The 25,110-nt window shown below is 65.5% G+C and carries 20 protein-coding genes and 1 tRNA gene; 12 read left to right on the top strand and 9 right to left on the bottom strand.

Annotation, left to right across the window (positions count from 1 at the left end; all coding sequences use genetic code 11):
* Positions 1 to 55: 55 nt before the first annotated feature.
* Positions 56 to 775, bottom strand: a complete 720-nt coding sequence (locus tag ACOOE1_RS16485) for a response regulator transcription factor (protein ID WP_420403293.1) — start codon at positions 773 to 775, stop codon at positions 56 to 58.
* 250 nt (positions 776 to 1,025) lie between these two features.
* Between ACOOE1_RS16485 and ACOOE1_RS16480 the strand changes: the two genes are divergently transcribed.
* The 3 genes from ACOOE1_RS16480 to ACOOE1_RS16470 all read left to right on the top strand — a co-directional run bounded on the left by ACOOE1_RS16480 (position 1,026) and on the right by ACOOE1_RS16470 (position 4,114).
* Complete coding sequence (locus tag ACOOE1_RS16480) at positions 1,026 to 1,754, top strand: HugZ family protein (RefSeq protein WP_420403292.1); 729 nt, start codon at positions 1,026 to 1,028, stop codon at positions 1,752 to 1,754.
* A 152-nt stretch (positions 1,755 to 1,906) separates the two neighbouring features.
* The gene (locus ACOOE1_RS16475; protein WP_420403291.1) at positions 1,907 to 3,511 is read left to right on the top strand and encodes a phosphoenolpyruvate carboxykinase; all 1,605 of its coding nucleotides are present in this window, start codon (positions 1,907 to 1,909) and stop codon (positions 3,509 to 3,511) included.
* A 228-nt stretch (positions 3,512 to 3,739) separates the two neighbouring features.
* Positions 3,740 to 4,114, top strand: coding sequence for an STAS/SEC14 domain-containing protein (locus tag ACOOE1_RS16470; protein WP_420403290.1), 375 nt, complete (start codon positions 3,740 to 3,742; stop codon positions 4,112 to 4,114).
* Positions 4,115 to 4,132: 18 nt separating this feature from the next.
* Here ACOOE1_RS16470 and ACOOE1_RS16465 read toward each other — a convergent pair whose 3' ends face one another.
* Together ACOOE1_RS16465 and polA are read right to left on the bottom strand one after the other, a co-directional pair.
* Positions 4,133 to 4,663: a GNAT family N-acetyltransferase gene (locus ACOOE1_RS16465; protein WP_420403289.1), complete on the bottom strand. Its 531-nt coding sequence runs from the start codon at positions 4,661 to 4,663 to the stop codon at positions 4,133 to 4,135.
* Positions 4,664 to 4,674: 11 nt separating this feature from the next.
* On the bottom strand, positions 4,675 to 7,539 hold the full coding sequence (gene polA, locus ACOOE1_RS16460; RefSeq protein WP_420403288.1) for a DNA polymerase I: 2,865 nt from the start codon (positions 7,537 to 7,539) through the stop codon (positions 4,675 to 4,677).
* Positions 7,540 to 7,702: 163 nt separating this feature from the next.
* Between polA and ACOOE1_RS16455 the strand changes: the two genes are divergently transcribed.
* Both ACOOE1_RS16455 and ACOOE1_RS16450 read left to right on the top strand, forming a co-directional pair.
* Positions 7,703 to 8,326 carry a class I SAM-dependent methyltransferase gene (locus ACOOE1_RS16455; protein WP_420403287.1) on the top strand — a complete coding sequence of 208 codons (624 nt, stop codon included), beginning with the start codon at positions 7,703 to 7,705 and terminating at the stop codon, positions 8,324 to 8,326.
* Between the two features lie 52 nt (positions 8,327 to 8,378).
* Positions 8,379 to 8,984 carry a class I SAM-dependent methyltransferase gene (locus tag ACOOE1_RS16450; protein ID WP_420403286.1) on the top strand — a complete coding sequence of 202 codons (606 nt, stop codon included), beginning with the start codon at positions 8,379 to 8,381 and terminating at the stop codon, positions 8,982 to 8,984.
* A 6-nt stretch (positions 8,985 to 8,990) separates the two neighbouring features.
* Here the strand turns inward: ACOOE1_RS16450 and ACOOE1_RS16445 are convergent, their stop codons facing one another.
* On the bottom strand, positions 8,991 to 9,176 hold the full coding sequence (locus ACOOE1_RS16445) for a zinc-finger domain-containing protein (RefSeq protein ID WP_420403285.1): 186 nt from the start codon (positions 9,174 to 9,176) through the stop codon (positions 8,991 to 8,993).
* A gap of 117 nt (positions 9,177 to 9,293) precedes the next feature.
* Between ACOOE1_RS16445 and ACOOE1_RS16440 the strand changes: the two genes are divergently transcribed.
* The 7 genes from ACOOE1_RS16440 to ACOOE1_RS16410 all read left to right on the top strand — a co-directional run bounded on the left by ACOOE1_RS16440 (position 9,294) and on the right by ACOOE1_RS16410 (position 19,088).
* Entirely contained in the window at positions 9,294 to 10,295 is a 1,002-nt protein-coding gene (locus ACOOE1_RS16440) for an ABC transporter ATP-binding protein (RefSeq protein WP_420403284.1), read from the top strand.
* Positions 10,285 to 11,322 (top strand): lysophospholipase, encoded by a 1,038-nt coding sequence (locus ACOOE1_RS16435; protein WP_420403283.1) that lies wholly within the window; start codon positions 10,285 to 10,287, stop codon positions 11,320 to 11,322. The genes ACOOE1_RS16440 and ACOOE1_RS16435 overlap by 11 nt, the downstream gene beginning before the upstream one ends.
* 92 nt (positions 11,323 to 11,414) lie before the next feature.
* A tRNA-Arg gene (locus ACOOE1_RS16430) sits at positions 11,415 to 11,491 on the top strand.
* A gap of 255 nt (positions 11,492 to 11,746) precedes the next feature.
* Positions 11,747 to 12,643 (top strand): hypothetical protein, encoded by an 897-nt coding sequence (locus tag ACOOE1_RS16425; protein ID WP_420403282.1) that lies wholly within the window; start codon positions 11,747 to 11,749, stop codon positions 12,641 to 12,643.
* A gap of 460 nt (positions 12,644 to 13,103) precedes the next feature.
* Entirely contained in the window at positions 13,104 to 14,177 is a 1,074-nt protein-coding gene (locus ACOOE1_RS16420) for an efflux RND transporter periplasmic adaptor subunit (RefSeq protein WP_420403281.1), read from the top strand.
* A gap of 28 nt (positions 14,178 to 14,205) precedes the next feature.
* Complete coding sequence (locus ACOOE1_RS16415; protein ID WP_420403280.1) at positions 14,206 to 17,337, top strand: efflux RND transporter permease subunit; 3,132 nt, start codon at positions 14,206 to 14,208, stop codon at positions 17,335 to 17,337.
* A gap of 122 nt (positions 17,338 to 17,459) precedes the next feature.
* Entirely contained in the window at positions 17,460 to 19,088 is a 1,629-nt protein-coding gene (locus tag ACOOE1_RS16410; RefSeq protein ID WP_420403279.1) for an FMN-binding glutamate synthase family protein, read from the top strand.
* 93 nt (positions 19,089 to 19,181) lie between these two features.
* Here ACOOE1_RS16410 and ACOOE1_RS16405 read toward each other — a convergent pair whose 3' ends face one another.
* From ACOOE1_RS16405 to ACOOE1_RS16385, 5 genes are read right to left on the bottom strand one after another with little or no spacing between them, the layout of a single operon-like run.
* Positions 19,182 to 20,015: an XdhC family protein gene (locus ACOOE1_RS16405; protein WP_420403278.1), complete on the bottom strand. Its 834-nt coding sequence runs from the start codon at positions 20,013 to 20,015 to the stop codon at positions 19,182 to 19,184.
* A 12-nt stretch (positions 20,016 to 20,027) separates the two neighbouring features.
* Entirely contained in the window at positions 20,028 to 21,242 is a 1,215-nt protein-coding gene (locus ACOOE1_RS16400) for a vWA domain-containing protein (RefSeq protein WP_420403277.1), read from the bottom strand.
* Between the two features lie 2 nt (positions 21,243 to 21,244).
* On the bottom strand, positions 21,245 to 22,129 hold the full coding sequence (locus ACOOE1_RS16395; RefSeq protein WP_420403276.1) for an AAA family ATPase: 885 nt from the start codon (positions 22,127 to 22,129) through the stop codon (positions 21,245 to 21,247).
* A 58-nt stretch (positions 22,130 to 22,187) separates the two neighbouring features.
* Entirely contained in the window at positions 22,188 to 24,608 is a 2,421-nt protein-coding gene (locus tag ACOOE1_RS16390) for an aerobic carbon-monoxide dehydrogenase large subunit (RefSeq protein ID WP_420403275.1), read from the bottom strand.
* Entirely contained in the window at positions 24,605 to 25,099 is a 495-nt protein-coding gene (locus ACOOE1_RS16385) for a (2Fe-2S)-binding protein (RefSeq protein WP_420403274.1), read from the bottom strand. Before ACOOE1_RS16385 ends, ACOOE1_RS16390 begins: the two co-directional genes overlap by 4 nt.
* Between the last annotated feature and the right edge of the window lie 11 nt (positions 25,100 to 25,110).

Raw genomic sequence — 25,110 nt, 5'->3', positions numbered from 1 at the left:
CCCCGGAATTTCCGCCGGCGCCCGAGCGCGCGGAAACTCTCCGCCAAGGACAAGCTCATGCCGAGCCGGCGGGCACCATGGCCGGGTCGCGATAGCGGTACCCGACACCGTAAAGCGTCTCGATCTGCTCGAAATCGTCATCCACGCCCTTGAACTTCTTGCGGATGCGCTTGATGTGGCTGTCGATCGTCCGATCGTCGACATAGACCGCATCGCCGTAGGCGGCATCCATCAACTGATCCCTGTTCTTAACATGTCCCGGGCGGGTGGCGAGAGAGCGCAGGATCAGGAACTCGGTCACGGTGAGCGGAACCGGCTTGCCTTTCCAGGCGCAGAGATGACGCGAGCCGTCCATCATCAGGTCGCCGCGCGCGAGCACGGCCTCGCTCGCCGGATTGGCCTCGTCCTGGGCCAGTTCCTGACGCCGCAGCAGGGCACGGATGCGCTCGATCAGGAGGCGCTGGGAGAACGGCTTGGTGATGTAGTCGTCGGCGCCCATCTTGAGGCCGAGCACCTCGTCCAGTTCGTCGTCCTTCGAGGTCAGGAAGATCACCGGCAGCGCGCTCTGGCGGCGCAGCCGGGCGAGCAGCTCCATGCCGTCCATGCGCGGCATCTTGATATCGAGTATGGCAAGGTCGACCGGACGCTGGCTCAGCCCGCGCAGCGCCTCCTCGCCATCCTTGAAGCAGCGGACCTCGAAGCCTTCCGCCTCGAGCGCGATGGATACCGAGGTGATGATGTTCTGATCGTCATCGACCAGTGCGATGGTGCTCATGTTTCGTGCCCTTCCCGCCGACTTGCGACGTCCCCAATTCTGCACCTGTCCGCGCTATCGGACCAGCCGGCGTGACAGGTGCCTCAATCTCCTATGGTCTCAATGATGTCGGAATGGGGCGAAGCTGTGACAAGCTTTGGGCATTGTTTCGGCGGCGCAGGTCGGGATCCACCGCCGGCCATCCGCCCTTGCGCTTCTCTCCCGGCACGATATTGATTCCGGCCAAAGAAGCGGACGGAGACCGAGAACCATGAGCGAGACCGAGACACAGACACCCGGTACCCAGATCCGCCATCTCATGCGCTCGCTCGACCGCGCGACGCTTGCGACCGGCATGGCGGACGGCGGCTGGCCCTACGGCTCCCTCGTCATGGTCGCGGTCGACCAGGACGGCTCCCCGCTGCTTCTGCTCTCCGATCTCGCCGAGCACACGAAGAACCTGAAGGCGGATCCGCGGGTCTCGCTGCTGTTCGACGGGACCGGCGGCTATGACGAGCCGCTGACCGGTCCGCGCGCGACCGTGCTCGGTCGAGTCGCGAGGATCGAGGACGAGAGGCTGGCCGAGCGTTATCTCCGCCGCCATCCCTCCGCGCGCATGTTCGCCACCTTCAGGGATTTCAACTTCTACAGGGTCGAGGTCGAACGGGCGCACATCGTCGCGGGCTTCGGGCGTATCCACTGGGTCGAGGCAAAGGATATCCTGGCCGCGCGCTCGGAGGCCCTGGAGGCGGCGGAGGCTGGGATCGTGGAACACATGAACGCGGACCATGCCGACGCGAACCAGCTCTATGCCTCTGTTCTTCTGGGGCTTTCCGGCGAAGGCTGGGAGATGACCGGTTGCGATACGGAAGGCTGCGACCTGCGTCTCGGCGGCGCCGTCGCGCGCCTCGATTACGACGCGCCGGTTGAAGACGCCGAGGAGACGCGGAAGGCGCTGGTCAGCCTCGTCAGGCGCGCGCGTCAGAGTGCCGCGGAATGATCGGCGGTTTTTTCACGGATCGGCGGCTTCCGGCGGTTGCAATCGCCGAAACAGACTCGTAACAATCTCCGACCCCAGCGGAGCGGAACCGCTCATAAAGAGTCGTAATTTCCGCGCGGAGTTACTGAAGCTAGATCGAGGAAACGAGTCTCATGGGCCAGGATCGATCCGCCAAGGATCTGGAACAGCACGGGCTGTTCAATCTCGGAACCGCCTACTGGAATCTCTCCGTGGCGGAACTCTACGAACATGCGATCCGCAACGACGAGGGACAGATTGTCCCCGGCGGCGCGCTCGCGGTCGAGACCGGCAAGCACACCGGCCGCTCTCCGAAGGACAAGTTCATCGTCGACACGCCGTCGGTCCACGAGCAGATCAACTGGGGCGACGTCAACCGGCCCTGCACGCCGGAGCTGTTCGACGAGATGCACCGCAGGCTCGCCGGCTACATGCAGAACCGCGACTGCTACGTGCTCGACTGCTTCGCCGGCGCCGACGAGGACTACCGTCTGCCGGTCCGCGTCGTGACCGAGACCGCCTGGCACAATCTCTTCGCCAAGAACATGTTCCGTCGCCCCGAACCGGCCGAACTGAAAGGTTTCGAGCCGCAGTTCACCGTGCTTCAGGCCCCGGGCCTGCAGGCTGCGGGCGAGGCCGACGGGCTGAATTCCGAGACCTTCATCCTGGTCAATTTCGACAAGCGCCTCGTGATCGTCGGCGGCAGCTGGTACGCGGGCGAGATCAAGAAGTCGATCTTCGGCATCCTGAACCACATGCTCCCCGATGTCGGCGTGCTGCCGATGCACTGCTCGGCCAACGTTTCCGAGAAGGGCGAGAGCGCGATCTTCTTCGGCCTCTCCGGCACCGGCAAGACGACGCTCTCCTCCGACGGGACCCGCATCCTGCTCGGTGACGACGAGCATGGCTGGTCCGACAAGGGAATCTTCAATTTCGAGGGCGGCTGCTACGCCAAGGTGATCCGGCTCTCCGAAGAGGCCGAGCCGGAGATCTACGCCGCCTCGCAACGCTTCGGCACCGTGCTGGAAAACGTGGTCTACGACCCCGACTCGCGGGTGATCGATTTCGACGACGGCAGCCTGACCGAAAACAGCCGCTCCTGCTATCCGATCGATTTCATCCCGAACACCGATATCAGCGGCGTTGCCGGTCATCCGAAGCACATCATGATGCTGACGGCGGATGCGTTCGGCGTTCTTCCGCCGATCTCGAAGTTGACGCCGGAACAGGCGATGTACCACTTCCTCTCAGGCTACACCGCCCGTGTCGCCGGGACGGAAAAGGGGCTCGGCAACGATCCGCAGGCGACCTTCTCGACCTGTTTCGGCGCGCCCTTCATGCCGCGTCATCCGAGCGTCTACGGCGAAATGCTGCGCGAGCGTATCGCCCAGCACGGCGCGACCTGCTGGCTGGTCAATACAGGCTGGCAGGGCGGCCGCGCCGGCTCCGGCGCCAAGCGGATGGAGATCGCCTTCACCCGCGCCATGGTCCGCGCCGCGCTTGCCGGGAAGCTCGACGATGTGCCGGTCAAGCAGGAGCCGCATTTCGGCCTCTTCATTCCGGAGAGCTGCCCGGGCGTGCCGTCGGACGTGCTCGATCCGCGCAACAGCTGGTCGGACAAGGAGGCCTACGACGCCACCGCCGCCGACCTCCGCGGGCGCTTCCAGGAAAACTTCCGGCAGTTCGAAAAATATGTCGAAGCCGCCGTGATCGAGGCCGGGGTCAAGGCCGCCGCCTGATCTTTGCTTCATGCTGAATGACGAAAAGGCCGCCTCCGGGCGGCCTTTTCTGTTTCTGTTGCGTGCTAAGCCAAGATTGTCATCCCGTGCAAATCGGGATCCACGGCCGACGAGTGGATCCCGACGTCCGTCGGGATGACGTGTATTTGCGAAAGCGCGACATCCCGCCCCTTTGGCCGGCCAGATCCGTCCCCATATGCTGTTCACGCAACAGACGGGAGCCCACCCATGATCAGGATCGCGAAAACCGCGCCGAACCGCATCGAGATGGAGTTCGAGGGCGACAGCATCGACGAGGACACGATGCAGAACGCGATCGAGGAGCTGATCGCGCTTACGAAGGACATGGAGCACGGCCAGCTGCTCTACCGGCTCCAGCGCTTTCCCTGGCCGAGCCTCGCCGCGATCGGCGTGAAGTTCGGACACCTGCCGGACCTCTTCAAGATGCTCGGACGCTTCGACCGCTGCGCCGTCCTAAGCGACGAGAGCTGGCTCCGCACAGCCTCCGATATCGAGGGCGCCTTGATCCCGGGGCTGGAGATCAAAGGCTTTCGGATGGACGAGGCAGAGGCTGCGGACGCCTGGCTCACCCGCACCGACTGACCGCCGGCGGCGTTTCGGTCAGGTGCCGGCGAGTTTCTTCTCGAACACGTGCGTCGCGACCTTGTAGCCGAGAATATCCGTGTCTATCCGGCCGGTCTCCTCGTAGCCCATGGCGCGGTAGAACACCGCCGCGCGGGCGTTGAAGACGTCGCATTCGACATAGACCGCATTATGCCCGGCTTTCGCGAGCTCGGCCTCGGCATCCTCGAGCAGCGCGCGGCCGGCGCCGCGGCGCTGGTGGTCGGGCAGCACCTGTATTGTCTTGATCTGACGGTCGAGCAGAAATGAGAAGCCGACCACGCCGGTCTTCCCGTCATCCGCCTCGGCCACCCGGCAGGTCTGCCAGGCGTGCTCGACGAAGGCCCGGCCGAGATTCTCGCTGCGGTAGCGCGCCGGAACGGCCGGCGGCATAAACGGCATCCAGGTCGCCTCCCAGCACTGGTCCATGATCTCGACCATCCGCGGCCTGTCCCGTTCCTCCGCCTGACGAACCGTTACGGGAAGAGGCTTGCCCCTGGGTTTCGGCTTCGGTCTCGGAAGATCACTCATGACACCCCGCTCTAATGCGCCTCGGCCCAGCTGTCGCCGGTCCCGGCATCGGCGACCAGCGGCACCGACAGTTCGACCACCGGCTCGGCGGCCCCCTCCATCACCCGGCGCACCACCCCGGTGGTCTTCTCCAGTTCGTCTTCCGGCACCTCGAATAGCAATTCGTCATGCACCTGCAGCAGCATCTTCGCCTTCAGGCCTGCCTCGTCAAGCGCCGGGGAGATGCGCACCATGGCGCGCTTGATGACGTCTGCCGCCGAGCCCTGGATCGGCGCGTTGATCGCGGCGCGCTCCGAAAAGGCGCGGCGGGCCGGGTTGTTGTCCTTGATGCCGGGGATGTGCACGCGCCGCCCGAAGATCGTCGTGACGTAGCCGAGCTCGCGGGCCGCGTTCTTGGTCTCGGTCATGTAGTCGCGGATGCCCGGGAAGCGCTCGAAATAGGCGTCGATATATTTCTTCGCGACACCCGGCTCGGTGCCGATCTGGCGGGCGAGACCGAAGGCGGAAATGCCGTAGATGATGCCGAAATTGATTGCCTTGGCGTTGCGCCGCGTCGTCGGGTCCATGTCCTTCAGCGGCACGCCGAACACTTCCGAGGCGGTCTGGGCGTGAATGTCGATGCCGTCGCGGAAGGCCTGTTTGAGGCTTTCGATATCGGCGATATGGGCGACCAGGCGCAGCTCGATCTGCGAATAGTCCACCGCCAGCAGCTTGTTGCCCGGCTCGGCGACGAAGGCTGTGCGGATCTTGCGGCCTTCCTCGGAACGGATCGGGATGTTCTGCAGGTTCGGATCGTTCGAACTCAGCCGCCCGGTGCTCGCTCCGGTCATCGAGTAGGAGGTGTGGATGCGCTTGGTTTCCGGATTGATCGCCCCGACCAGCGCATCCGTGTAGGTCGATTTCAGCTTCGAGAGCTGGCGCCAGTCGAGCACCCGGGCCGGCAGGTCGTGCCCCTGCGCCGCCAGTTCCTCTAGGACGTCCGCCCCGGTCGCATAGGCGCCGGTCTTGCCCTTCTTGCCGCCCGACAGTCCCATGCGATCGAACAGGATCTCTCCGAGCTGCTTGGGCGAACCGATATTGAACTCTGCGCCCGCGAGCTTGTGGATCTGCACCGCGAGCTCGTCCAGCCGCTTCTCGAAATCCTTCGACATGTCGCGCAGGATCTGCGGATCGACGCGGATACCGGCCTTCTCCATGCCGACCAGCACGGGGATCAGCGGCCGCTCCAGCGTTTCGTAGACGGTGAGCAGGCCCGCCTTCGGCAGCTCCGGACGCAAGGCGCGGTGCAGACGGACGGTCATGTCCGCATCCTCGGCCGCGTAATCGAGCGCCTTGTCCAGCGCCACCTCGGCAAACGGGATCTGCGTCTTTCCCTTGCCGCAGACTTCCGCGTACTTGATGTTGGTGTGGTCGAAATGCAGCTCGGACAGCTCGTCGAGTCCGTGCCCGTGCAGCCCGCCCTCGAGCACGTAGGACATGCACATCGTATCGTCGACCGGCGCGACCGTCATGCCGCCGTTCGCCTCCCGCGCCAGCACAAGCAGGTCGTATTTCGCATTGTGCAGGACCTTGAGGACCGACGGATCCTCGAAGAGCGGCTTCAGCAGGCCGAGCGCCTCGTCCCGCGCGATCTGCTTCGGACGCTCCTTGCCCGATCCGCCCCCCACGCCGCCGTCGAGCAGGCTTCCCTGCGCCTCGCCCTCGCTCTCGTGACCGAGCGGGATGTAGCAGGCCCGGCCCGGCACCACGCTCATGGAAATGCCGACCAGTTCCGCCCGCATGGCGTTCAGCGAGGTCGTTTCCGTATCGATTGCCACCGTCCCCTCGGCATGCGCCATCGCGATCCAGCGCTCGAGGTCGGCCTTCTCCTGCACGAGTTCGTAAGCAATCTCGCCTTCGGGTTTCGGCGAGCCGACCGAGCCCTCCGCCGGCGCAACAGCCGTCTTGCCGCCGCCGGCCGCCGCCTCTCCGTCGGCCAGCTCCGCCTCGTAGCGGGCGATCAGGCGCTTGAACTCCATCTCCTTCAGAAAGGCGAGCACGGTCGCGCTGTCCGGATCCTCGACCGTCAGCCGCTCCAGCGGCTCCTCGACATCGACATCGTTCTTCAGGCGCACGAGGTCGCGGGAGATCCGGGCCTGATCGGCGAACTCGATCAGGTTCTGCCGCCGCTTCGGCTGCTTGATCTCCTCCGCCCGCGCCAGCAGCGTGTCGAGATCGCCATATTCGGTGATGAGCTGCGCCGCCGTCTTGATGCCGATGCCGGGCACCCCCGGGACATTGTCGACGCTGTCGCCGGCGAGCGACTGCACGTCGACCACCTTCTCCGGGCCGACACCGAACTTCTCGAACACCTCGTCGCGGCCGATCGCCCGGTTTTTCATCGGGTCGAACATGTCGACACCGTCATCGACGAGCTGCATCAGATCCTTGTCGGAGGAAACGATGGTGACCCGCATCCCCTTCTGCCTGGCCTGCTTCGCATAGGTCGCGATCAGGTCGTCCGCCTCGTAGCCTTCCATCTCCAGGCACGGCACGTTGAAGGCCCGGACGGCATCCCGGATCAGCGAGAATTGCGGGCGCAGGTCCTCCGGCGGCTCGTCCCGGTTGGCCTTGTAGTCGGAATAGATCTCGTTGCGGAAGGTCAACCGCTTGGTGTCGAAGATAACGGCGACATGGTCCGCCTCGATATCCTCGACCAGCTTCAGCAGCATGTTCGTGAAGCCGAAGACGGCGTTCGTCGGGGTGCCGTCCGACCGGTTCATCGACGGCAGGGCATGAAAGGCGCGGAAGATATAGCCGGAGCCGTCGACCAGATAGAGATGATTGTCGCCGTTCGCGGCGGCGGTCTGATCGTCAGGAATGGCGAGATCGGTCATGGCTGCGGTCCAGCTCTGGCATCGGGGGAACCAGCGCGGAGTCTAGCGTCGGGATAGCCCATGACAAGCGAATTGGCCAAGAACAGGCGGTCTGGGCGATTGAACACAAGGATCGGTGGCGGTATGCATGCGCCACTCAATGGAAAGGCCGAATCGAGACTTGATGAAAACTCTGCTTCATGTGGGCTGTGGGCGCCAGAGCACCGAGACCCTGCCGCGGTTCGATTTCGAGAACGAGTGGCGCGAGGTCCGTGTGGATATAGACCCTTCGGTCGAGCCGGACGTGATCGACGACATCGCGACTTTGTCAAAGATTCCGGACGGGTCGGCCACGATGGTGTTCTCCAAACACAATATCGAGCATCTCGAAACCCACGCCGTGCCTCAGTGCCTCGCCAACTTGCATCGGGTGCTCGAAGAAAGGGGATTCGCCACCATCCGTACGCCCGATCTGGAAGGCATCTGCCGCAGGGTCATCAAGCACGGTCCCGAGCGCCCGCTCTACCGCGCAGACGTCTATGGCGAGAAACACGACATCATGGCCCTCGACATGCTCTTCGGAGCGACGTGGGAAATCGCCAGAGGCAACCGGTTCATGGCGCACCGCACGGCCTTCACCAAGCGGACGCTGTACAGCAAGCTCCGCGAAGCCGGCTTCGAGGGAGTCGAAGTCCGAACGGTCTCGACAGGGCTCGAACTCTTTGCGATCGCCTTGAAGAAGATCGAGGGCAACGTTTACTGGGACGTCACCGGCCGCGCCGCAAGCCTGTCCGGCGCGCCCGAATGATCCATCACCGTCAACATCCCGGCGTCCCGGCAGATACGGAATAGCGAACCTTATGAAAACACTCCTGCATGTCGGCTGCGGGCACCAGAGCACGGAAGTCCTGCCGCCGCTGGATTTCAAGACAGAGTGGAAAGAAATCCGCGTCGATCTCGATCCGAGCGTAGAGGCCGATGTCATCGACGATATCAAGACCCTATCGAAGATCGCCGACGGCGCCGGGCACTTGCTGTTCTCGAAACACAATGTCGAGCATCTCGATTTTCACGAGATCCCGATCTGCTTTGGCAACTTCCACCGTGTGCTGGACGATTCCGGATTTGCCATTGTGCGGACACCCGATCTGGTGGCGGTCTGCCGGACCATCCTGGAGCATGGCCCGGAGACCAAGCTCTACGAGGCACAGACTCTCGACGGCCCGAGAGAGGTGACCGGTCTGGACATGCTGTTCGGCGCTTCCTGGGAACTGGTCGCGGGCAATGACTTCATGGCCCACAGAACCGCTTTCAGCGGCAGGACGCTCACCGCGAAACTCCTCGCCGCCGGCTTCGAGCACGTGGAGGTGACGTCGCAGGACGGCGAACTCAGAGCCCTCGCGCTGAAGAAGAAGGAGGGGAATCTCTATTGGCAGATATCCGGCCGTGAGCCGGCGGCTGCCTGAGGCGCATCAGGCCGCGCTCTCTCCGGCAACCGGCTTGCTGTAGACGAACTCGCGGGAGCAGTAGGGGCAGGTCACCTTGCCTTCGTGGTGATCGATGGTCAGAAAAACCCGCGGGTGGCCGAGCGCGCCCTTGCCGCCGTCGCAGGCGACACGCTTTTCCGTAACAGTGATCACTTCGAACGGTCTTGCCATCTGACTGGTCCTTCCACGCATGGGCCCCTATATTGTGCCCAGTCTCCGATCCCGGATTGCCGGAAGATAATAGCCATCCGCCGCTTATTTTCAATCGCCTGCAAAGGGTCCCTTTCCGTGCCGAACGAAAGCCAGACCACCCGGACCGCTCCCGCGCTCGCCCTCGAGATCAAGGGACTCGAGAAAACCTACGGCCGGGCCGGCAGTCCGCGGCGCAAGCATGCTCTCAAGGGCATCGATATCGAGGTCCCGCGCGGATCGATCTTCGCCCTGCTCGGACCGAACGGCGCGGGCAAATCGACGCTGATCAACATCCTCGCCGGTATGGTCAACAAGAGCGCCGGGACGGCGAAGGTCTGGGGCATCGATATCGACGAGGATCCGCGCCAGGCACGTGCCGCGATCGGCATCGTGCCGCAGGAGCTGAACATCGACGCATTCTTCAGCCCGCGCGAGCTGCTCGACCTGCAGGCCGGGCTCTACGGCGTGCCGAAACCGGAGCGCCGGACCGACGAGATTCTCGAACTGGTCGAACTTGCCGACAAGGCGGATGCCTATACCCGTTCGCTTTCGGGCGGCATGCGGCGGCGCCTGCTGGTTGCCAAGGCCATGGTGCACAATCCGCCGATCCTGGTGCTCGACGAGCCGACGGCCGGCGTCGATATCGAGCTGCGGCGCAAGCTCTGGGACAATGTGCGCGAACTGAACCGTCGCGGCGTCACCATCCTGTTGACCACGCACTATCTCGAGGAGGCCGAGGAACTCTGCGACCGCATCGCGATCATCAATCATGGCGAGGTCATCGCCTGCGACACCAAGGAGAACCTGATGCGCCGGCTCGACTCGAAGACGGTCGCGGTGACCGTCGCCGAGGACCTGCCGGAGGGTCGGGAGAAACTGCCGCAGGCGCTCGCCTCCTTCGCCGTCGAGATCAGCGGCCCCAAGCGGTTGACGTTCGAATTCCGCAAGAGTGACGGCCCGATCGCCCGCATTCTCGGCGCGCTCGCCTCCGCCGGCTACCACATCCAGGACATCAGCACCGACGAGAGCGACCTCGAGGATATCTTCCTCGAACTGACCAGCAACAAGCAGGAGGCCGGCCGCATTCATGCGGCGTAAGACGCGCATCGGCCTGCTTGCCGCCGCGCTCGCCCTTCTGGCCGGAGCGTCCTGCGCACCGTCCATCGCACCGCGCGTCGGACCGGACCGACCGGCGGAGATCCGGGACGACGTTCTGGTCATGCGGGATGGCGCACTCCTGCCCTACAGGCGCTGGGTCCCGGACGGCCCGCCGAAGGCCGCGGTCATCGCCTTGCACGGATTCAACGACTATTCCGGCGCGTATCGCGATCTCGGCCCGCTGCTTGCCGCCGAGGGCCTGCTCGTCGTCGCCTATGACCAGCGTGGCTTCGGGGGAACCTCGATGCGCGGCGACTGGGCCGGCACGGAAGCGATGATCCGCGATCTCGGCACCGTCACCGACCTGCTGCGCATCGCGCACCCGGACGTGCCGGTCTACGCCCTCGGGGAAAGCATGGGCGGCGCCGTCATCATGGCCGCGCTCGGCGGCCACAGCCCGCCGCGCCTCGACGGCGCCGTGCTATCGGCGCCCGCGGTCTGGGGACGCAGCACGATGAGCGCCTGGGAGCGGGGCCTGCTCACCGCCGCCGCCCATCTCGCGCCCAGAATTCGCGTGCGGCCGCAGACCCTGCCGAAGCGTCCCTCCGACAATATCGAAATGCTGCGGCGGCTCTACTACGACCCGATGACAATCAAGGAGACGCGGATCGAATCCGCCTGGGGCCTGACGGGCCTCATGGACCGCGCTCTGGAGTCCGCGCCCCGGCTCGACGGGGCTCTGCTGGTGCTCTACGGCAAGGAGGACGGGATCATCCCGCGCGGTCCGACCTGCCGCATGCTGCGCGCCCTGCCCGACGGACCGGACGGGCGGCGCCGCTGGCGTCTCGCACTCTACGAGAACGGCTACCACATGCTGTTCCGCGACCTGAACGGCGGCGAAGTCAGTGCCGATATCGCCGCCTGGCTGGTCGATCCAGCCGCCCCGCTGCCGGGCGGCGCGGAACTCGGAGCGGGGGACAATGCCCCTCCTCTGCCGGAATTCTGCCGCAACGGCGATCCGGACTGACACGCCACCGCTTTCCCCTTGCATGCACGCGCCCGCGCAGGTAGTTTCCGCCTCGCTCGGCCGCCCGGCCTTTCCGGGTCGGCCCCCGGCATGCACCCGTAGCTCAGCTGGATAGAGCGCTGCCCTCCGAAGGCAGAGGTCAGAGGTTCGAATCCTCTCGGGTGCGCCAATTTCCATTCAGTCGATATCTTGAAATTGCTCCTCCCCCCCACGCAACGGGCACGGGCGTTGTGCGCCAAATTGCTCAATGCTTCGGCGCACCGTGCCGAGATGTCGCCCCCGGAGCGGATGAGAGGCGCAAGTCGCCCCACCAAAAAAGCTCGAGTCCGCGTCGAGTTGCGTCGCGAAACGATGCCTAGGATGATGGCCGACAGCGCTTCCTCGACGCGGGGGGCGCTTTCGGCCGATGGCGGGGAGCATACTGATGCACACAGTCAGGCGGTACCTGACCGGGCATTGGCGCGGCGCACACGGGCTTGCATGGTCTTTCTGGATCAATCTCGTCTTGATCCGCGTGATTGTGTTTGCGTTGCAGGAATGGCTCCGCCCCGAAGAGGGCCGGGATTTCCGGGACGATACGGTGCCGGTCCTGCTTCTGGCTTTGCTTTTCCATGGTGTGTTGTTTGTCTGGCAGGCTGTCGGAGTCATTCGCGCCGGGGCGGCCCATATTCGCACCAGCGGATACATGGCCCCGGTCTGGGGAACCCAGCTGGTCCTGGTCTGCGCCTGTTTTTGGGTCATGACCTACGCGATCGATGCCTGGCGCATGACGCTTCCGGTCCCGGACGATCTGAGACCCCAAACCGAACTCGAAGCCGAACGCGCCGGAAAATACAGCATCGAGCCGACACCCGATGGGCGGTCACTGACCTTGAGCGGTTCGTTGGAGCTTGGAATCACGGACCATCTCAGACAGCGACTCAAAGCCTATCCGGATGTAAGGCGGATCATTCTGTCCAGCACCGGCGGCAATATCTACCAGGCCAGAGGATTGTCGAACACCATCAGGCAGAACGGCCTGAACACATTGGTGTTGTCTGAATGCAGTTCGGCCTGCACGACTGTCTTCATCGGCGGGATCAAACGACAACTGGCATCTGGCGGCAAACTCGGGTTCCACCAGTACCGGATTGACGCCGACTATGCCGTCCTGAGAGCGGACCCCTCGCGGGAACAGGACCGCGACCGCGCGATTTTTCTTCAGGCCGGGGTTGCCGCCTGGTTCCTGGACATGATGTTCGAAAGCCAGCCCTCAGGCATGTGGTACCCGGAATTGGCGGAACTGATCGATGCGCACGTCGTAACCGAGGTCGCGCCCTAGATGTTCGGTCCCGTCGCGACCCGCTTGCATTTCCGGGCCGGGGGCGCCGACTTCACGGCAGCCGGGATCCCACCGCCCTCCGGGGAACAGCGCCGGGTATCGGGACACCTCGCCCGTCTCCGCTGAATCGCTCCGCGCCATTGGGTATTGCGGCTTGCCTCTGGATGCCCCCCATTCGCCGTGCGGCCCGCGACACCGGCGCACTCCCGGGACAGAGACCCAAGGTTCGAAACCTCTCGGGCGCGCCAACGTCCGGTTCAAGAATCAATGTGTCCCCACGGCGCCGGCGGCCCGCGCAGGTGACGTGACCGTTTTCGTTTCCCGGTGCCGGAATCCCGTCTTTCGAGCAACCGCTACGGGTAAGATTTAATGTTACAAGCCCCCATTTTTCAGGATAATGATGGGGCAAGCGGATTCGGAGTGGGAGCCAATGCGTCCAGCGTTCTGGTTGATAATTGCGGTGGCACTGCCTCTGACCGGATGCCTGGAAGACGACGCTCCGGCGGAGAAGGTCGAGGTGGTCCGGCCGGTCAGAGTCATGACCGTCGCCGATTCCGGCGCGCTCAGGGAGCGCTCGTTTTCCGGGCGGGCGCGCGCCGCGCAGGAACTGGATCTCGCCTTCAATGTCTCCGGCCCGCTCACCTCCCTTGCGGTCAGCGTCGGGGATTATGTCGAGCAAGGCGATACCCTCGCCACGATCGACAACGCCACCTACCTCGCCGAGGCGGAGCAGATCGAGGCCAATCTCGCCAAGTCCGAGGCCTCGCTGGCGAACGCGGATGCGCAGCTCAAGCGCCAGCGCATCCTGACCGAGAAGGGTCACCAGAGCGAAGCGGCGCTGGATCGCTATGTTTCCGCGCAGCTGCAGGCGAGCGCCAGCGTCAAAGCCAACCAGGCGGCCCTGAACCGTCTGCTGCTGGATCTAGATTACACGACCCTGAAGGCACCGTTTTCCGGCGTCGTCACCGCGACCTATGTCGAGAATTTCGAGAATGTGCGGGAGAAGCAGCCGGTGATCCGGCTGCTCGATTCGACCCGCATCGAAATGGTGATCAACATTCCCGAGAGCCTGATCTCCCTGGTGCCGGCGGTAAAGAACATCCAGGTCACCTTCGATGCCCTGCCCGGCACGGTCGTGCCGGCAACCGTGAAGGAAATCGGCACGGAGGCCTCGGCAACGACAAGAACCTACCCGGTGACGCTGGCGATGGAACAGCCCGAGACGGCCCAGATCCTGCCCGGCATGGCCGGCACCGCGACCGGCGAGCCCGACAGGACGATGCTCGAGCAGATGCATTCCTCCGGGATCCGGGTGCCGCCCGCCGCCCTGTTCGACGACACGGCGGGCGAAAAGCAGTTTGTCTGGGTTGTCGACACGACGACCCAGACCGTGTCGCGGCGAGAGGTCAAGGTCGGCGCGATCAGCGACCGTGGCGTTTCGATCCTCGACGGCCTCGAGCCGGGCGAGGTCATCGCGACGGCGGGGGTCCACTATCTTCAGGACGGCCAGAAGGTCAAAACACCGAAGTCCTAGGATAGCGTAGGACCGAAAGGGATTGCCGATGTCGCTCGCGGGCGCTGCCGTCAGGAACAGGACGGTCACCTATTTCATCACCGCCCTTCTGGTGCTGGCGGGTGTCGGAGCCTTCTTCAAGCTCGGTCAGCTGGAAGACCCCGAATTCACCATCAAGACAGCCGTTGTCTCGACACCCTATCCAGGAGCAACCGCCACCGAGGTCGAACTCGAGGTCACCGACCGGATCGAACTCGCGCTGCAGGAAATGCCGCAGATCAAGTATATCGACTCGGTCTCGCAAGCCGGCATGTCGACCATCGCCATAGAGGTCAAGGCCTTCTATACCTCGACGGAGCTGCCGCAGATCTGGGACGAACTGCGCCGCAAGGTCAACGACATCCAGCCGCAACTGCCGCCCGGCGCGGGGCCCTCCAAGGTAACCGACGATTTCGGTGACGTGTTCGGCCTGCTGCTGGCGATCACAAGCGACGGCTTTACCTATGCCGAGCTCAAGGAGTATGTCGACGATCTGAAACGGGAACTCGCCCTCGTTCAGGGTGTGGCCCGGGTCGATCTCTGGGGCGTGCAGCCCGAAGTGGTCTATGTCGACGTCTCGCAGTCGCAGCTGTCCCAGCTCGGACTTTCCGACGCCAGCATCATCAGCACCCTCGAGGAACAGAATGTGGTGGTCGACGCGGGCAGCGTCGATCTCGAGCAGCGCCGTCTGAGGATCTCGCCGTCCGGCTCGTTCCAGTCCGCCGAGGACATCGCCAACCTGCCGATCAAACCCTCGGCCCTGGACAATCTGCAGGCGCGGGAGCGCAGCGACGAGCTGATCCGGATCCGCGATATCGGCACGGTGCGGAGGGGCTATCAGGACCCGGCGCCGGTCATGATGCGATACAACGGCCAGCCTGCGCTCGGCATCGCCATAGCCAATATCTCCGGCGCCAACGTCGTCACGGTCGGAGAAGCCGTGAACCGGCGGCTCGACGAACTGATACCGGGCCTGCCGGTCGGCATCGAGGTCCACGAGGTCCACTGGATGTCCGACATCGTGGATCAGTCGGTGCAGGGATTCCTGATCAGCCTGGTCCAGGCCGTCGCCATCGTGCTCGCGGTCCTGGCCCTCTCGATGGGCTGGCGCATGGGCGTGATCATCGGCACCGCGCTGCTGCTGACCATTCTCGGCACGCTGATCGTGATGGCGATCGCCGGCATCGACCTGCAGCGGATGTCGCTCGGCGCGCTCATCATCGCCCTCGGGATGATGGTCGACAACGCGATCGTGGTCGCGGACGGTTTCGTGGTCCGGCTGCAGAACGGCAAGGAGCGGACCGAGGCGGGCATCGAGGCGGCAAGCCAGCCATCCATGCCCCTGCTCGGCGCCACCATCATCGCGGTGATGGCGTTCTATCCGATCTTCGCGTCGGAGGAGTCGGCGGGCGAATACTGCGCCACGCTGTTCTCCGTGGTCGGTATCTCCCTCCTCCTGTCCTGGCTGATCTCGGTAACGGTCACGCCGCTGCAATGCATCGACATGATGCCGGCCCCGAAGTCGCAGGAAGGCGAAGGCGAGAGCCGCTTCATGGGGCTGTATCGGAAGTTCCTTGGAGGCGCCATCCGCGCCCGCTGGCTGACCATCGCCGTCGCGGTCGGAGCTCTGGTGATCTCCGCGGGCGCGTTCACCCGGGTCGACCAGCTGTTCTTCCCCGATTCCTCGATGAACAAGTTCATGGTCGATTACTGGGCGCCCGAGGGCACGCGGATCGAGGATGTCGCCGCGGACATGGAACGCATCGAGGCCCATCTGCGCGAGGATGACAGGGTCGCCGCCGTCGCCAGCTTCATCGGCGCCGGTCCGCCGCGTTTCTACCTGCCGGTCGATCCCGAGGCCCAGAATCCGTCCTACGGGCAACTCGTGGTCAATGTCCACGACTTCAAGCAGATCGACGCTCTGATCCGCGATTTCGGCGCCTGGGTCTCGGACAATGTCGCCGATGCCCAGGTCCCGGTCCGCAAGTTCGGCGTCGGGCCGAGCAATACCTGGAAATTCGAAGTCCGGTTGAGCGGACCTTCGACGGCCGATCCGGCCAAGCTGCGCGAGATCGCCGAGCGGGCGACCGCGATCATCGACGGACACCCGCTGGCCGGCGACCACCAGGTCGACTGGCGGCAGCGGATCCTGCAGGTCGAGCCGATCGTCAACGACAACCGGACGCGCTGGGCCGGCGTCACGCGGGGCGATATCGCCAACGCCACCAAGCGCGCCTATGACGGCCGCACCATCGGGCTCTACCGCGAAGGGGACAAGCTGATCCCGATCGTGATGCGCTATCAGCAGTCCGAGGACGCCAATGTCGCCAACATGCCGTTTCTGGATGTCGAATCCAGCCACAGCAGCGGCGCTCCGATCCCGCTCGCCCAGGTGGTCGATTCGATCAATCTCGCCTGGGAGGACCCGATGATCGTGCGGCGCGACCGGCGGCGCACGATCACCCTGCAGGCCAATCCGGTCTTCGGGACCACCCTGCCGACCCTGCGCGCCGCGGTGCTGCCGGAATTCGAGGCGCTGGCCGCCGATCTGCCGCCGGGATACCGGATGGAATGGGGCGGGGAATACGAGGACACCGTGACGGCGCAGGCCTCGCTGCTCCCCGGGGTGGTCCCGGCCGGGATCATCGTGCTGCTGATCATCGTCGCGCTGTTCAACGCGATCCGGCCGCCGCTGGTGATCCTCGCGGTGGTGCCCTTCGTCATCATCGGCATCACCTGGGGGCTGCTCGTGACGGGGGTGCCGTTCGGGTTCGTCGCCCTGCTCGGCGCGATGAGCCTGGCCGGCATGATGATCAAGAACGCGATCGTCCTGCTCGACGAGATCAATCTCAATCTGGGCCAGGGCCTGGACCGTTACGAAGCAACCATTCGCGCCGCCCAGTCGCGGCTCCGGCCCGTGGTGCTGGCGGCGGCGACCACGGTACTCGGGGTCATCCCCCTGTTGCAGGACGTGTTCTGGATCGGGCTCGCCGTCGCGCTGATGGCCGGTCTCAGCGTCGGCACCCTGCTGACCATGGTTCTGGTTCCGGTGTTCTACTGCACCTTCTTCCGGGTGGACGTTCCCGCCGCGCCGACCAAGCCGACGACCACGGCGGCGCCCGGCAAGGCTGTCGAAGCCTAGCCCCCGGCAGCGCCCGCCGACGCTCCCTTCCGTTGCCCCCGGTGCGCGCCCCCTTCCCGCCGCACCGTCACCGGGTCTAACCTTCGCCGGGGAAGCGGTTTCAACCGGGGGGAGACACTCTAGTGCGCTTTGCTTTCTTTGCGGCAATCGTCACGGCGGCCATCGCCTCGGCCGGCCTCGGCATTGCCGGCTTCGCCTGGGCATGGCTCGCCGTTCCCGTCTTCGGATTACTCACGGTGCTCGGGATCCGCGACCTCGTCCAGATCCGCCACAGCCTGCTGCGCAACTACCCGGTCCTCGCCCATATGCGCTGGCTCTTCGAGGGCATCCGCCCGGAAATCCGGCAATACCTGATCGAGAGCGACGCCGACGCCTTTCCGTTCAACCGGGAACAGCGCTCGCTGGTCTATCAGCGCGCCAAGCAGGAACAGGAAACCGTTCCCTTCGGCACCCAGATGGACGTCTACAGGGCGGGTTACGGCTATTTCACCCATTCCCTCGCCCCGGTCCATACGACGGCCCGGGATTTCCGCCGCAGGGTCGGCGGGCCGGACTGCGCGCAGCCCTACGACATCTCGCTCTTCAACGTCTCGGGCATGAGCTTCGGCGCGATCAGCGCCAACGCGATCGCCGCGCTCAACAAGGGGGCCGCGACCGGCGGCTTCGCGCACGATACCGGCGAAGGCGCGATCTCGCCGCATCACCGGCGCCATGGCGGCGACCTGATCTGGCAGATCGCCTCGGGCTATTTCGGCTGCCGCACCGCGGACGGGAAGTTCGATCCGGAGAAGTTCGCCGCGACCGCCGCCGACCCGCAGATCAAGATGATCGAGCTGAAGCTCTCCCAGGGTGCGAAACCGGGCCATGGCGGCGTTCTCCCCGCCTCCAAGATCACGCCGGAAATCTCCGAGACCCGTGGCATCCCGATGGGCCGGGATTGCGTCTCGCCGGCCGCGCATCCGGCGTTCTCGACACCGGAAGAACTGGTTTCCTTCCTCGGCGAGCTGCGCCGGCTGGCGAAAGGCAAGCCGGTCGGCTTCAAGCTCTGCGTCGGCCATCCGCACGAGTTTATGGCCATCTGCAGGGCGATGATCGCGCGCGGCACCTATCCCGACTTCATCGTCGTCGACGGCAAGGAAGGCGGGACGGGCGCGGCACCGGTGGAATTCACCAACAGCCTCGGCATGCCCCTGCGCGAAGGGCTGCATTTCGTCCATATGACGCTGATCGGCGCGGGGATCCGCGAACGGGTCCGCATCGGCGCAAGCGGCAAGATCATCTCCGGCGCGGACATCGCCACCGCGCTGGCGCTCGGCGCCGACTGGTGCAATTCGGCGCGCGGCTTCATGTTCGCAGTCGGCTGCATCCAGGCCCGCGCCTGCCATACCAACCGCTGCCCGACCGGCGTCGCGACGCAGGACCCGACTCGTCAGCGCGGCCTGGTGGTCGAGGACAAGTACAAGCGGGTGGCGAACTTCCACCGCAACACGCTGCGCGGCTTCGCCGAGATGCTGGGCGCCATGGGGCTGGACGATCCGAGCCAGATCCGCCCCGAAACGCTGCATATCCGCGCGACCGACCCGGAAAGCATCCTGCATCACAGGCTAAAGCCGGGGCAGCTCTTCGAGGAGGATTGCCCGGTGGCCTTCGCGGGCCCCTGGAAGCTCGCGCGGATCGACAGCTTCCGTCCCGCCGACATGGCGGAGACGCCGACCTCCGGTCCCTACGCAGCGTCCGAAACGCATCCGTAGCTCAGCAGCAGATCGGCGTCGTGTCCCTGGCCTGTTCGAGCGCCCTGCGGAGCAGGGAGCCAATTCGGCCGGCAACCGAGACGAGACGGCGCCTCATGCCGTTGCCCGCCCGGTGTTCTCAGCCCCGTCGCGCGCCCGTGTCCGTCGGACCGCAACCAGTTCGGCCATGATGGAAAGCGCGATCTCTTCCGGCTCGATGGCGTTGATGTCGAGCCCGGCGGGCGCCTTCAGCGCGTCGATCCGTGTTTCCGGGACACCCCGCTCCGCAAGATGCGTACGGAGCGCCTGCGCCTTGCGGCGGCTGCCGACGAAGGAGACGAAGCCGGCACCGCTGGTGAGGGCTGCGGCAAGCGCCTCGCGGTCGCGCTTGCCCTGGGTTGCGACGACGACGAAGTCGCGCCTACGGAGATCGAGGCCGTCGAGCGCGAAGCCCTCCTGCCGCTCCACCGCGTCATCAAAACCGGCGTGATCTTCCGCAAGCGCCGCCACCGTCACCCGGTAGCCGAGCGTCACGGCGAGCCGGGCGAGCACCGCCGCCACCGGCGCGCCGCCACAGATCACCAGTCGCGGCGCCTGGCGCATCGGTTCGATGAAGATGTCGACGGTGCCGCCGCTCGGGCAGCCGCTCTTGTGCAGCTCCACGCCGTCCCGGTCCAGCCGCTCGATCACCTCGTCGCCGGGCTTCACCCGGATCAGGCGGGGCTCCCCCGCCTCGAGCACCGCTTCAGCGGAGCGGCGCACGGCGCCCTGGACGCAGCCGCCGCCGAGAAATCCCCTGATCGTCCCGTCCGCGAGGACCACCGCCTTGGCGCCGGCCTTGGCGCTGGTCGCGTTCTCGGTCCGCACCACGGTGGCAACGCAGAACTCCGCTTCCGCCACCATCAGGGTCGCAATCTCGGTAAAAACGTCGTCGTGCTGCCGTTCCATGCTTCCGCCTCCCTACAAGGCCGCCAGTTCCGGCTCGAGCGCCGCCAGCGCCTCGAGGCTGTTCGCCGCGGCGAAATGATCGATATGGGGCAGCGCCGCCGCCATGCCGCGCGCCACCGGCGCGTAGTCCTTCCAGCCGAGCAACGGGTTGAGCCAGACGATCCGGCGCGCCCGGGTCCGGAGCCGTTTCAGCTCCCGCGCCAGATCTTCCGGCGCCTCGGTGTCATAGCCGTCGCTCAGGATCACCACGACGGTCCGGCTGTCGATCGCCCGCTTGGCATAGCGCGCGTTGAAATCGGCGAGCGCGCCGGCGATCCGGGTGCCGCCGCCGAAGCCCTCGACCATCAGCGAGAGCTTCGCCAGCGCCCGGAACGGATCCTTGTCGGTCAGCGCGTCCGTCACCCGCACGAGACGGGTGTGGAAGAGATAGGCGTCGGCCCGCATCCAGCGGCAGAGCAACCCGCGCACGAAGAGCAGGAAATAGCGACTGTAGAGTTTCATCGAGCCGGAGACGTCGAGCAGGACCACGATGCGCACGGGGCGGTCCGGCCGTGCCCGCTTCAGCAGATCCACCGGCTCGCCCCCATGCGCGATGTTGCGCCGGATGGTGCGCCGGAGGTCGAGACCGCGCCCCCGTGCCGAGGGTTTCCGGCGCCGGCTGAGGCGGTAGCGCATCGCCGTCGCCAGAGTCTCGGCCACCCGCTCCGCCTCGGCGATGTCCTCTTTCGCCGCGATCTCCCGCAAATCGGTCTTGAACAGACTGTCACGCCGATCGGCGGCGATGCGGTGCGGAGCGGACGGCGCTGCCGCATCCTCCTCGTCCTCGCCGGCGCCTGTCGCCTGCGCCGCCGCGCCGATCGGACGTCCCGCCCTCCCGTCCGGCGGCAGCACCTTGTCCCAGAGCGCCGGGCGCGCCCGCTTCGGCGTGCTGGTATTCTCCCCCCGCAGGATGTTCGCGCGCCTAACACCTTCGCCGAACCAATAGGCCCGGAACAGCACCTCGAAGCGCTCCCATTCCTCCCGCGAGCCGCAGAGGGCGACCCTGAGCGCCGCCTGTACGCTCTCAGGCGCCGGCCTGTCGAGACGCCCGACGATGTCGAGCGCAAGGGCCGTTTCGGACGGCCCCAGGGTAAATCCGTTCAGCCGGAGATGGGCGATGAAGCCCCGCATCCGTTCCCGCGGTCCCGGGGGCTCCGGCAGGACGCCGTTCTCGCCCGGCGCCGCCATCGCTACGCGACCTTTCCGATCAGACGCTGCGTGACCTCGGGCGCGATCGCGCGCTGGTCCGCCTCGGTCTTCAGCAGGCAGATGAGGCTCGCCTGCAGCAGCTCGAGATTGTCCTCGAGTTTCGCCACCTTGAGACCGACAAGCGCTGTCGCCCAGTCCAGGGTCTCGGCAATACCCGGCACCTTCTCCAGCTCTTCCCGGCGGAGCTGCTGCACGAAGCCGACGATCCGACGGGCGAGTTCGTCGTCGATCTCCGGCATCCGCCCGGCAAGGATCGCCCGCTCCTTCTCCGCGTCCGGATAATCGACCCAGGAATAGAGGCAGCGCCGGCGCAGCGCGTCGGAAAGCGCGCGGGTCCCGTTCGAGGTCAGGACCACATGCGGGACCGAGACCGCCTCGATGGTGCCGAGTTCCGGCACCGTCACCTGGTAGTCGGCGAGCAGCTCGAGCAGGAAGGCCTCGAACTCCTCGTCGGCACGGTCGATCTCGTCGATCAGCAGGACCGGCGGCTCCGGCTGGCTGATCGCTTCCAGCAGCGGCCTGCGGAGGAGATAGTCCTCGGAGAAGATGTGCTTCTCCAGGCTCTCGGCGGAATCCGTGCCTTCGGACGCCTCCCGGGCCCGGATGGAGAGCAGCTGGCGCTGGTAATTCCACTCGTAGAGCGTCGCGTTCGCGTCCAGCCCCTCGTAACACTGCAGACGGATCAGCCGGGTCCCGAGCAGCGTCGCCAGCGCCCGCGCGATGTCGGTCTTGCCGACCCCCGCCTCGCCCTCAAGCAACAGCGGGCGGTGAATCTCGGTCGCAAGCGTCAACGCCATCGCGAGACTGTCCTCCGCGATATAGCCGGTCTCTGCGAGTCTTGCCTGTAGCTCTTTGTAATTTCTCATGGCTTGAAAACCCGGGCCGGACGACGCATCGACCGCCACCCGGCCCGGAGGTGGGTTTCTAGGCCGTGACGCCGAGCCGCTCGGCCGTCTTCCACACCCGCCAGTGATCGTGCGGCATTTGCGTGTGGGTCAGGCCGAGATGGGCAAAGGCATCGTTGACGGCATTGGAGAAAGCCGAGACGCCGCCGACATTCGGCGACTCGCCGACTCCCTTGGCGCCGATCGGATGATGCGGCGATGGGGTGACGGTGAAATCCGTCTCCCAGACCGGCGTTTCGACCGCCGTCGGCAGGAAAAAGTCCATCAGGCTCGCGCCCTTCACGTTCCCCATCTCGTCGTAGGAGATCTCCTGGCCCATCGCGATGGCGAGCGCTTCCGTCAGGCCGCCATGCACCTGGCCCTCGATGATCATCGGGTTGATCCGGGTGCCGCAATCGTCCAGCGCGTAGAAGCGGCGGATGTCGGTCACCCCGGTATCGACGTCGATCTCGACGACGCAGACATAGGCCCCGAAGGGATAGGTCATGTTCGGCGGATCGTAGTAGCTGACCGCTTCCAGACCCGGCTCCATGCCCGGCGGGACGTTGTTGTAGGCGGCAAAGGCGACCTCGGCCATGGTCTTGAAGCGCTCCGGCGCCCCCTTGACCACGAACCGGTCGACGTCGAACTCGACATCGTCGTCATGCACCTCGAGCAGCCAGGCGGCGATCATCTGCGCCTTGGCGCGGATCTTCCGGCCGGCCATCGCCGTCGCCGCTCCGGCCACCGGCGTGGAACGGGAGCCGTAGGTCCCGAGACCGTAAGGAGCGGTGTCCGTATCGCCTTCCTCGACGGTGATCTGGTCCGCCGGGATACCGATCTCCGAGGCCAGGATCTGGGCGAAGGTCGTGGCATGGCCCTGGCCCTGGCTGATCGTGCCGAGCCGGGCGATCGCGCTGCCCGTCGGATGCACGCGGATCTCGCAGCTGTCGAACATGCCGAGCCCGAGAATGTCGCAATTCTTGATCGGGCCGGCACCGACGATCTCGGTGAAGAACCCGACGCCGACGCCCATCAGCGAACGGGTCTCGCCGCGCGCGAAGGCTTCGCGGTTGGCTTTCTGCTCTTCGCGGAGCGCCTTGTACCGGACGGTCTCCAGCGCCTTTTCCATCGCCGTGTGGTAGTCGCCGCTGTCGTACTCCCAGCCGAGCGCGGATGTGTAGGGGAACTGCTCCTTGCGGATGAAATTCTTCATCCTGAGCTCCGCCGGATCCATCTCCAGCTTGCGGGCGAGCACGTCCACCATCCGCTCGATGAAATAGGACGCCTCCGTCACCCGGAACGAGCAGCGATAGGCGACCCCGCCCGGTGCCTTGTTGGTATAGACGCCGTCGACGCTGACATGCGCGACCGGGATATCGTAGGACCCGGTGCAGATGTTGAAGAAGCCGGCCGGAAACTTGGTCGGGTCGGCGCAGGCATCGAAGCCGCCATGGTCGGCGAGCACATGGCACTTCAACCCGGTGATCCGGCCGTCCTTCGTGGCCGAGATCTCCCCCGTCATGTGGTAGTCGCGGGCGAAGGCGGTCGATTGCAGGTTCTCGATCCTGTCCTCGACCCATTTCACCGGGACGCCGAGCACGATCGAGGCGACGACGGCGCAGATATAGCCGGGATAAACCCCGACCTTGTTGCCGAAACCGCCGCCGATATCCGGCGAGATCACGCGGATCTTGTGCTCCGGAATGGTGGAGATCAGCGAAGCCACGGTACGCACCGCATGCGGCGCCTGAAACGTGCCCCAGAGCGTCAGCTGGCCGTTCACCTTGTCCATGCTGGCGACGCAGCCCGCGGTCTCCAGCGGGCAGGGATGAACGCGCTGGTAGGTGATCAGCTCCTTCGCGACCACCTCACCCTCGGCGAGCGCCTTCTCGGTCGCCTCCTTGTCTCCGACCTCCCAGGTGAAGATGTGGTTGTGGTGACGGCGGGGACCGTGGGCGCCCTCGGTCTTGCCCTCGAGATCCTCGCGCAGGACCGGTGCGCCCGCGTCCATCGCCTTGAAGGGATCGACCAGCACCGGCAGTTCCTCGTACTCGACCTCGACCAGTTCGGCCGCGTCGGACGCCGCATAGCGGTCCTCGGCGACGACGAAGGCGACCTCCTGTCCCTGGAACAGGACCTTGCCGTCGGCGAGCACCATCTGCACGTCGCCGGCAAGCGTCGGCATCCAAGCGAGATTGACCGGCTTCAGGTCGTCCGCGGTGAGCACCGCCTTGACTCCCGGAACGGCGAGCGCCGCCTCCTTGTTCACCGACGTGATGCGGGCATGGGCATATGGCGAGCGGACGAAATCGCCGAACAGCATGCCCGGCAGCTTGATATCGTCGACATAATTGCCCTTGCCCTGCACGAAGCGGGCGTCCTCGACCCTGCGACGGGCCGTGCCCATGCCTTTCAGGTTCTGTTTACGCTCCTCGACGCTGGCGACTTCGGCGTTCATTGGGCTGCCTCCCTGGTCGCGTTCAACTCATCCGCCGCGGCGCGGATGGCCTTGACGATGTTCTGGTAGCCGGTGCAGCGGCAGAGATTTCCGGAAATGCCGAAACGGATCTCCTCCTCGCTCGGGTCCGGGTTTTCCTGCAGCAACCGGTGGGCGCGCGTGATCATGCCCGGAGTGCAGAAGCCGCATTGCAGGCCGTGATGCTCGCGGAAGGCCTCCTGCAGCGCGTGCAGGGTGCCATCCGCCCCGGCAATCCCCTCGATCGTGGTGACGTCGGCGCCGTTCGCCTGGGCGACGAAGACGGTGCAGGACTTCACCGACTTGCCATCGAGATCAACCGTGCAGGCACCGCAATGGCTGGTCTCGCAGCCGATATGCGGTCCGGTCAGGCTGAGCTGCTCGCGCAGGAAATGGATCAGCAGGGTGCGCGGCTCGGCGAGGGCTTCGACCTCGGCGCCGTTGACGTTCATTTTCACATGCATCTTTGACATCGGTCGGCTCT

Origin of the sequence: Nisaea sp. (assembly GCF_965216895.1) — a bacterium.
Lineage (GTDB): Bacteria > Pseudomonadota > Alphaproteobacteria > Thalassobaculales > Thalassobaculaceae > Nisaea.
Note: the sequence above shows the minus strand (reverse complement) of the source record. Positions and strands in the feature narration are given on the sequence as shown.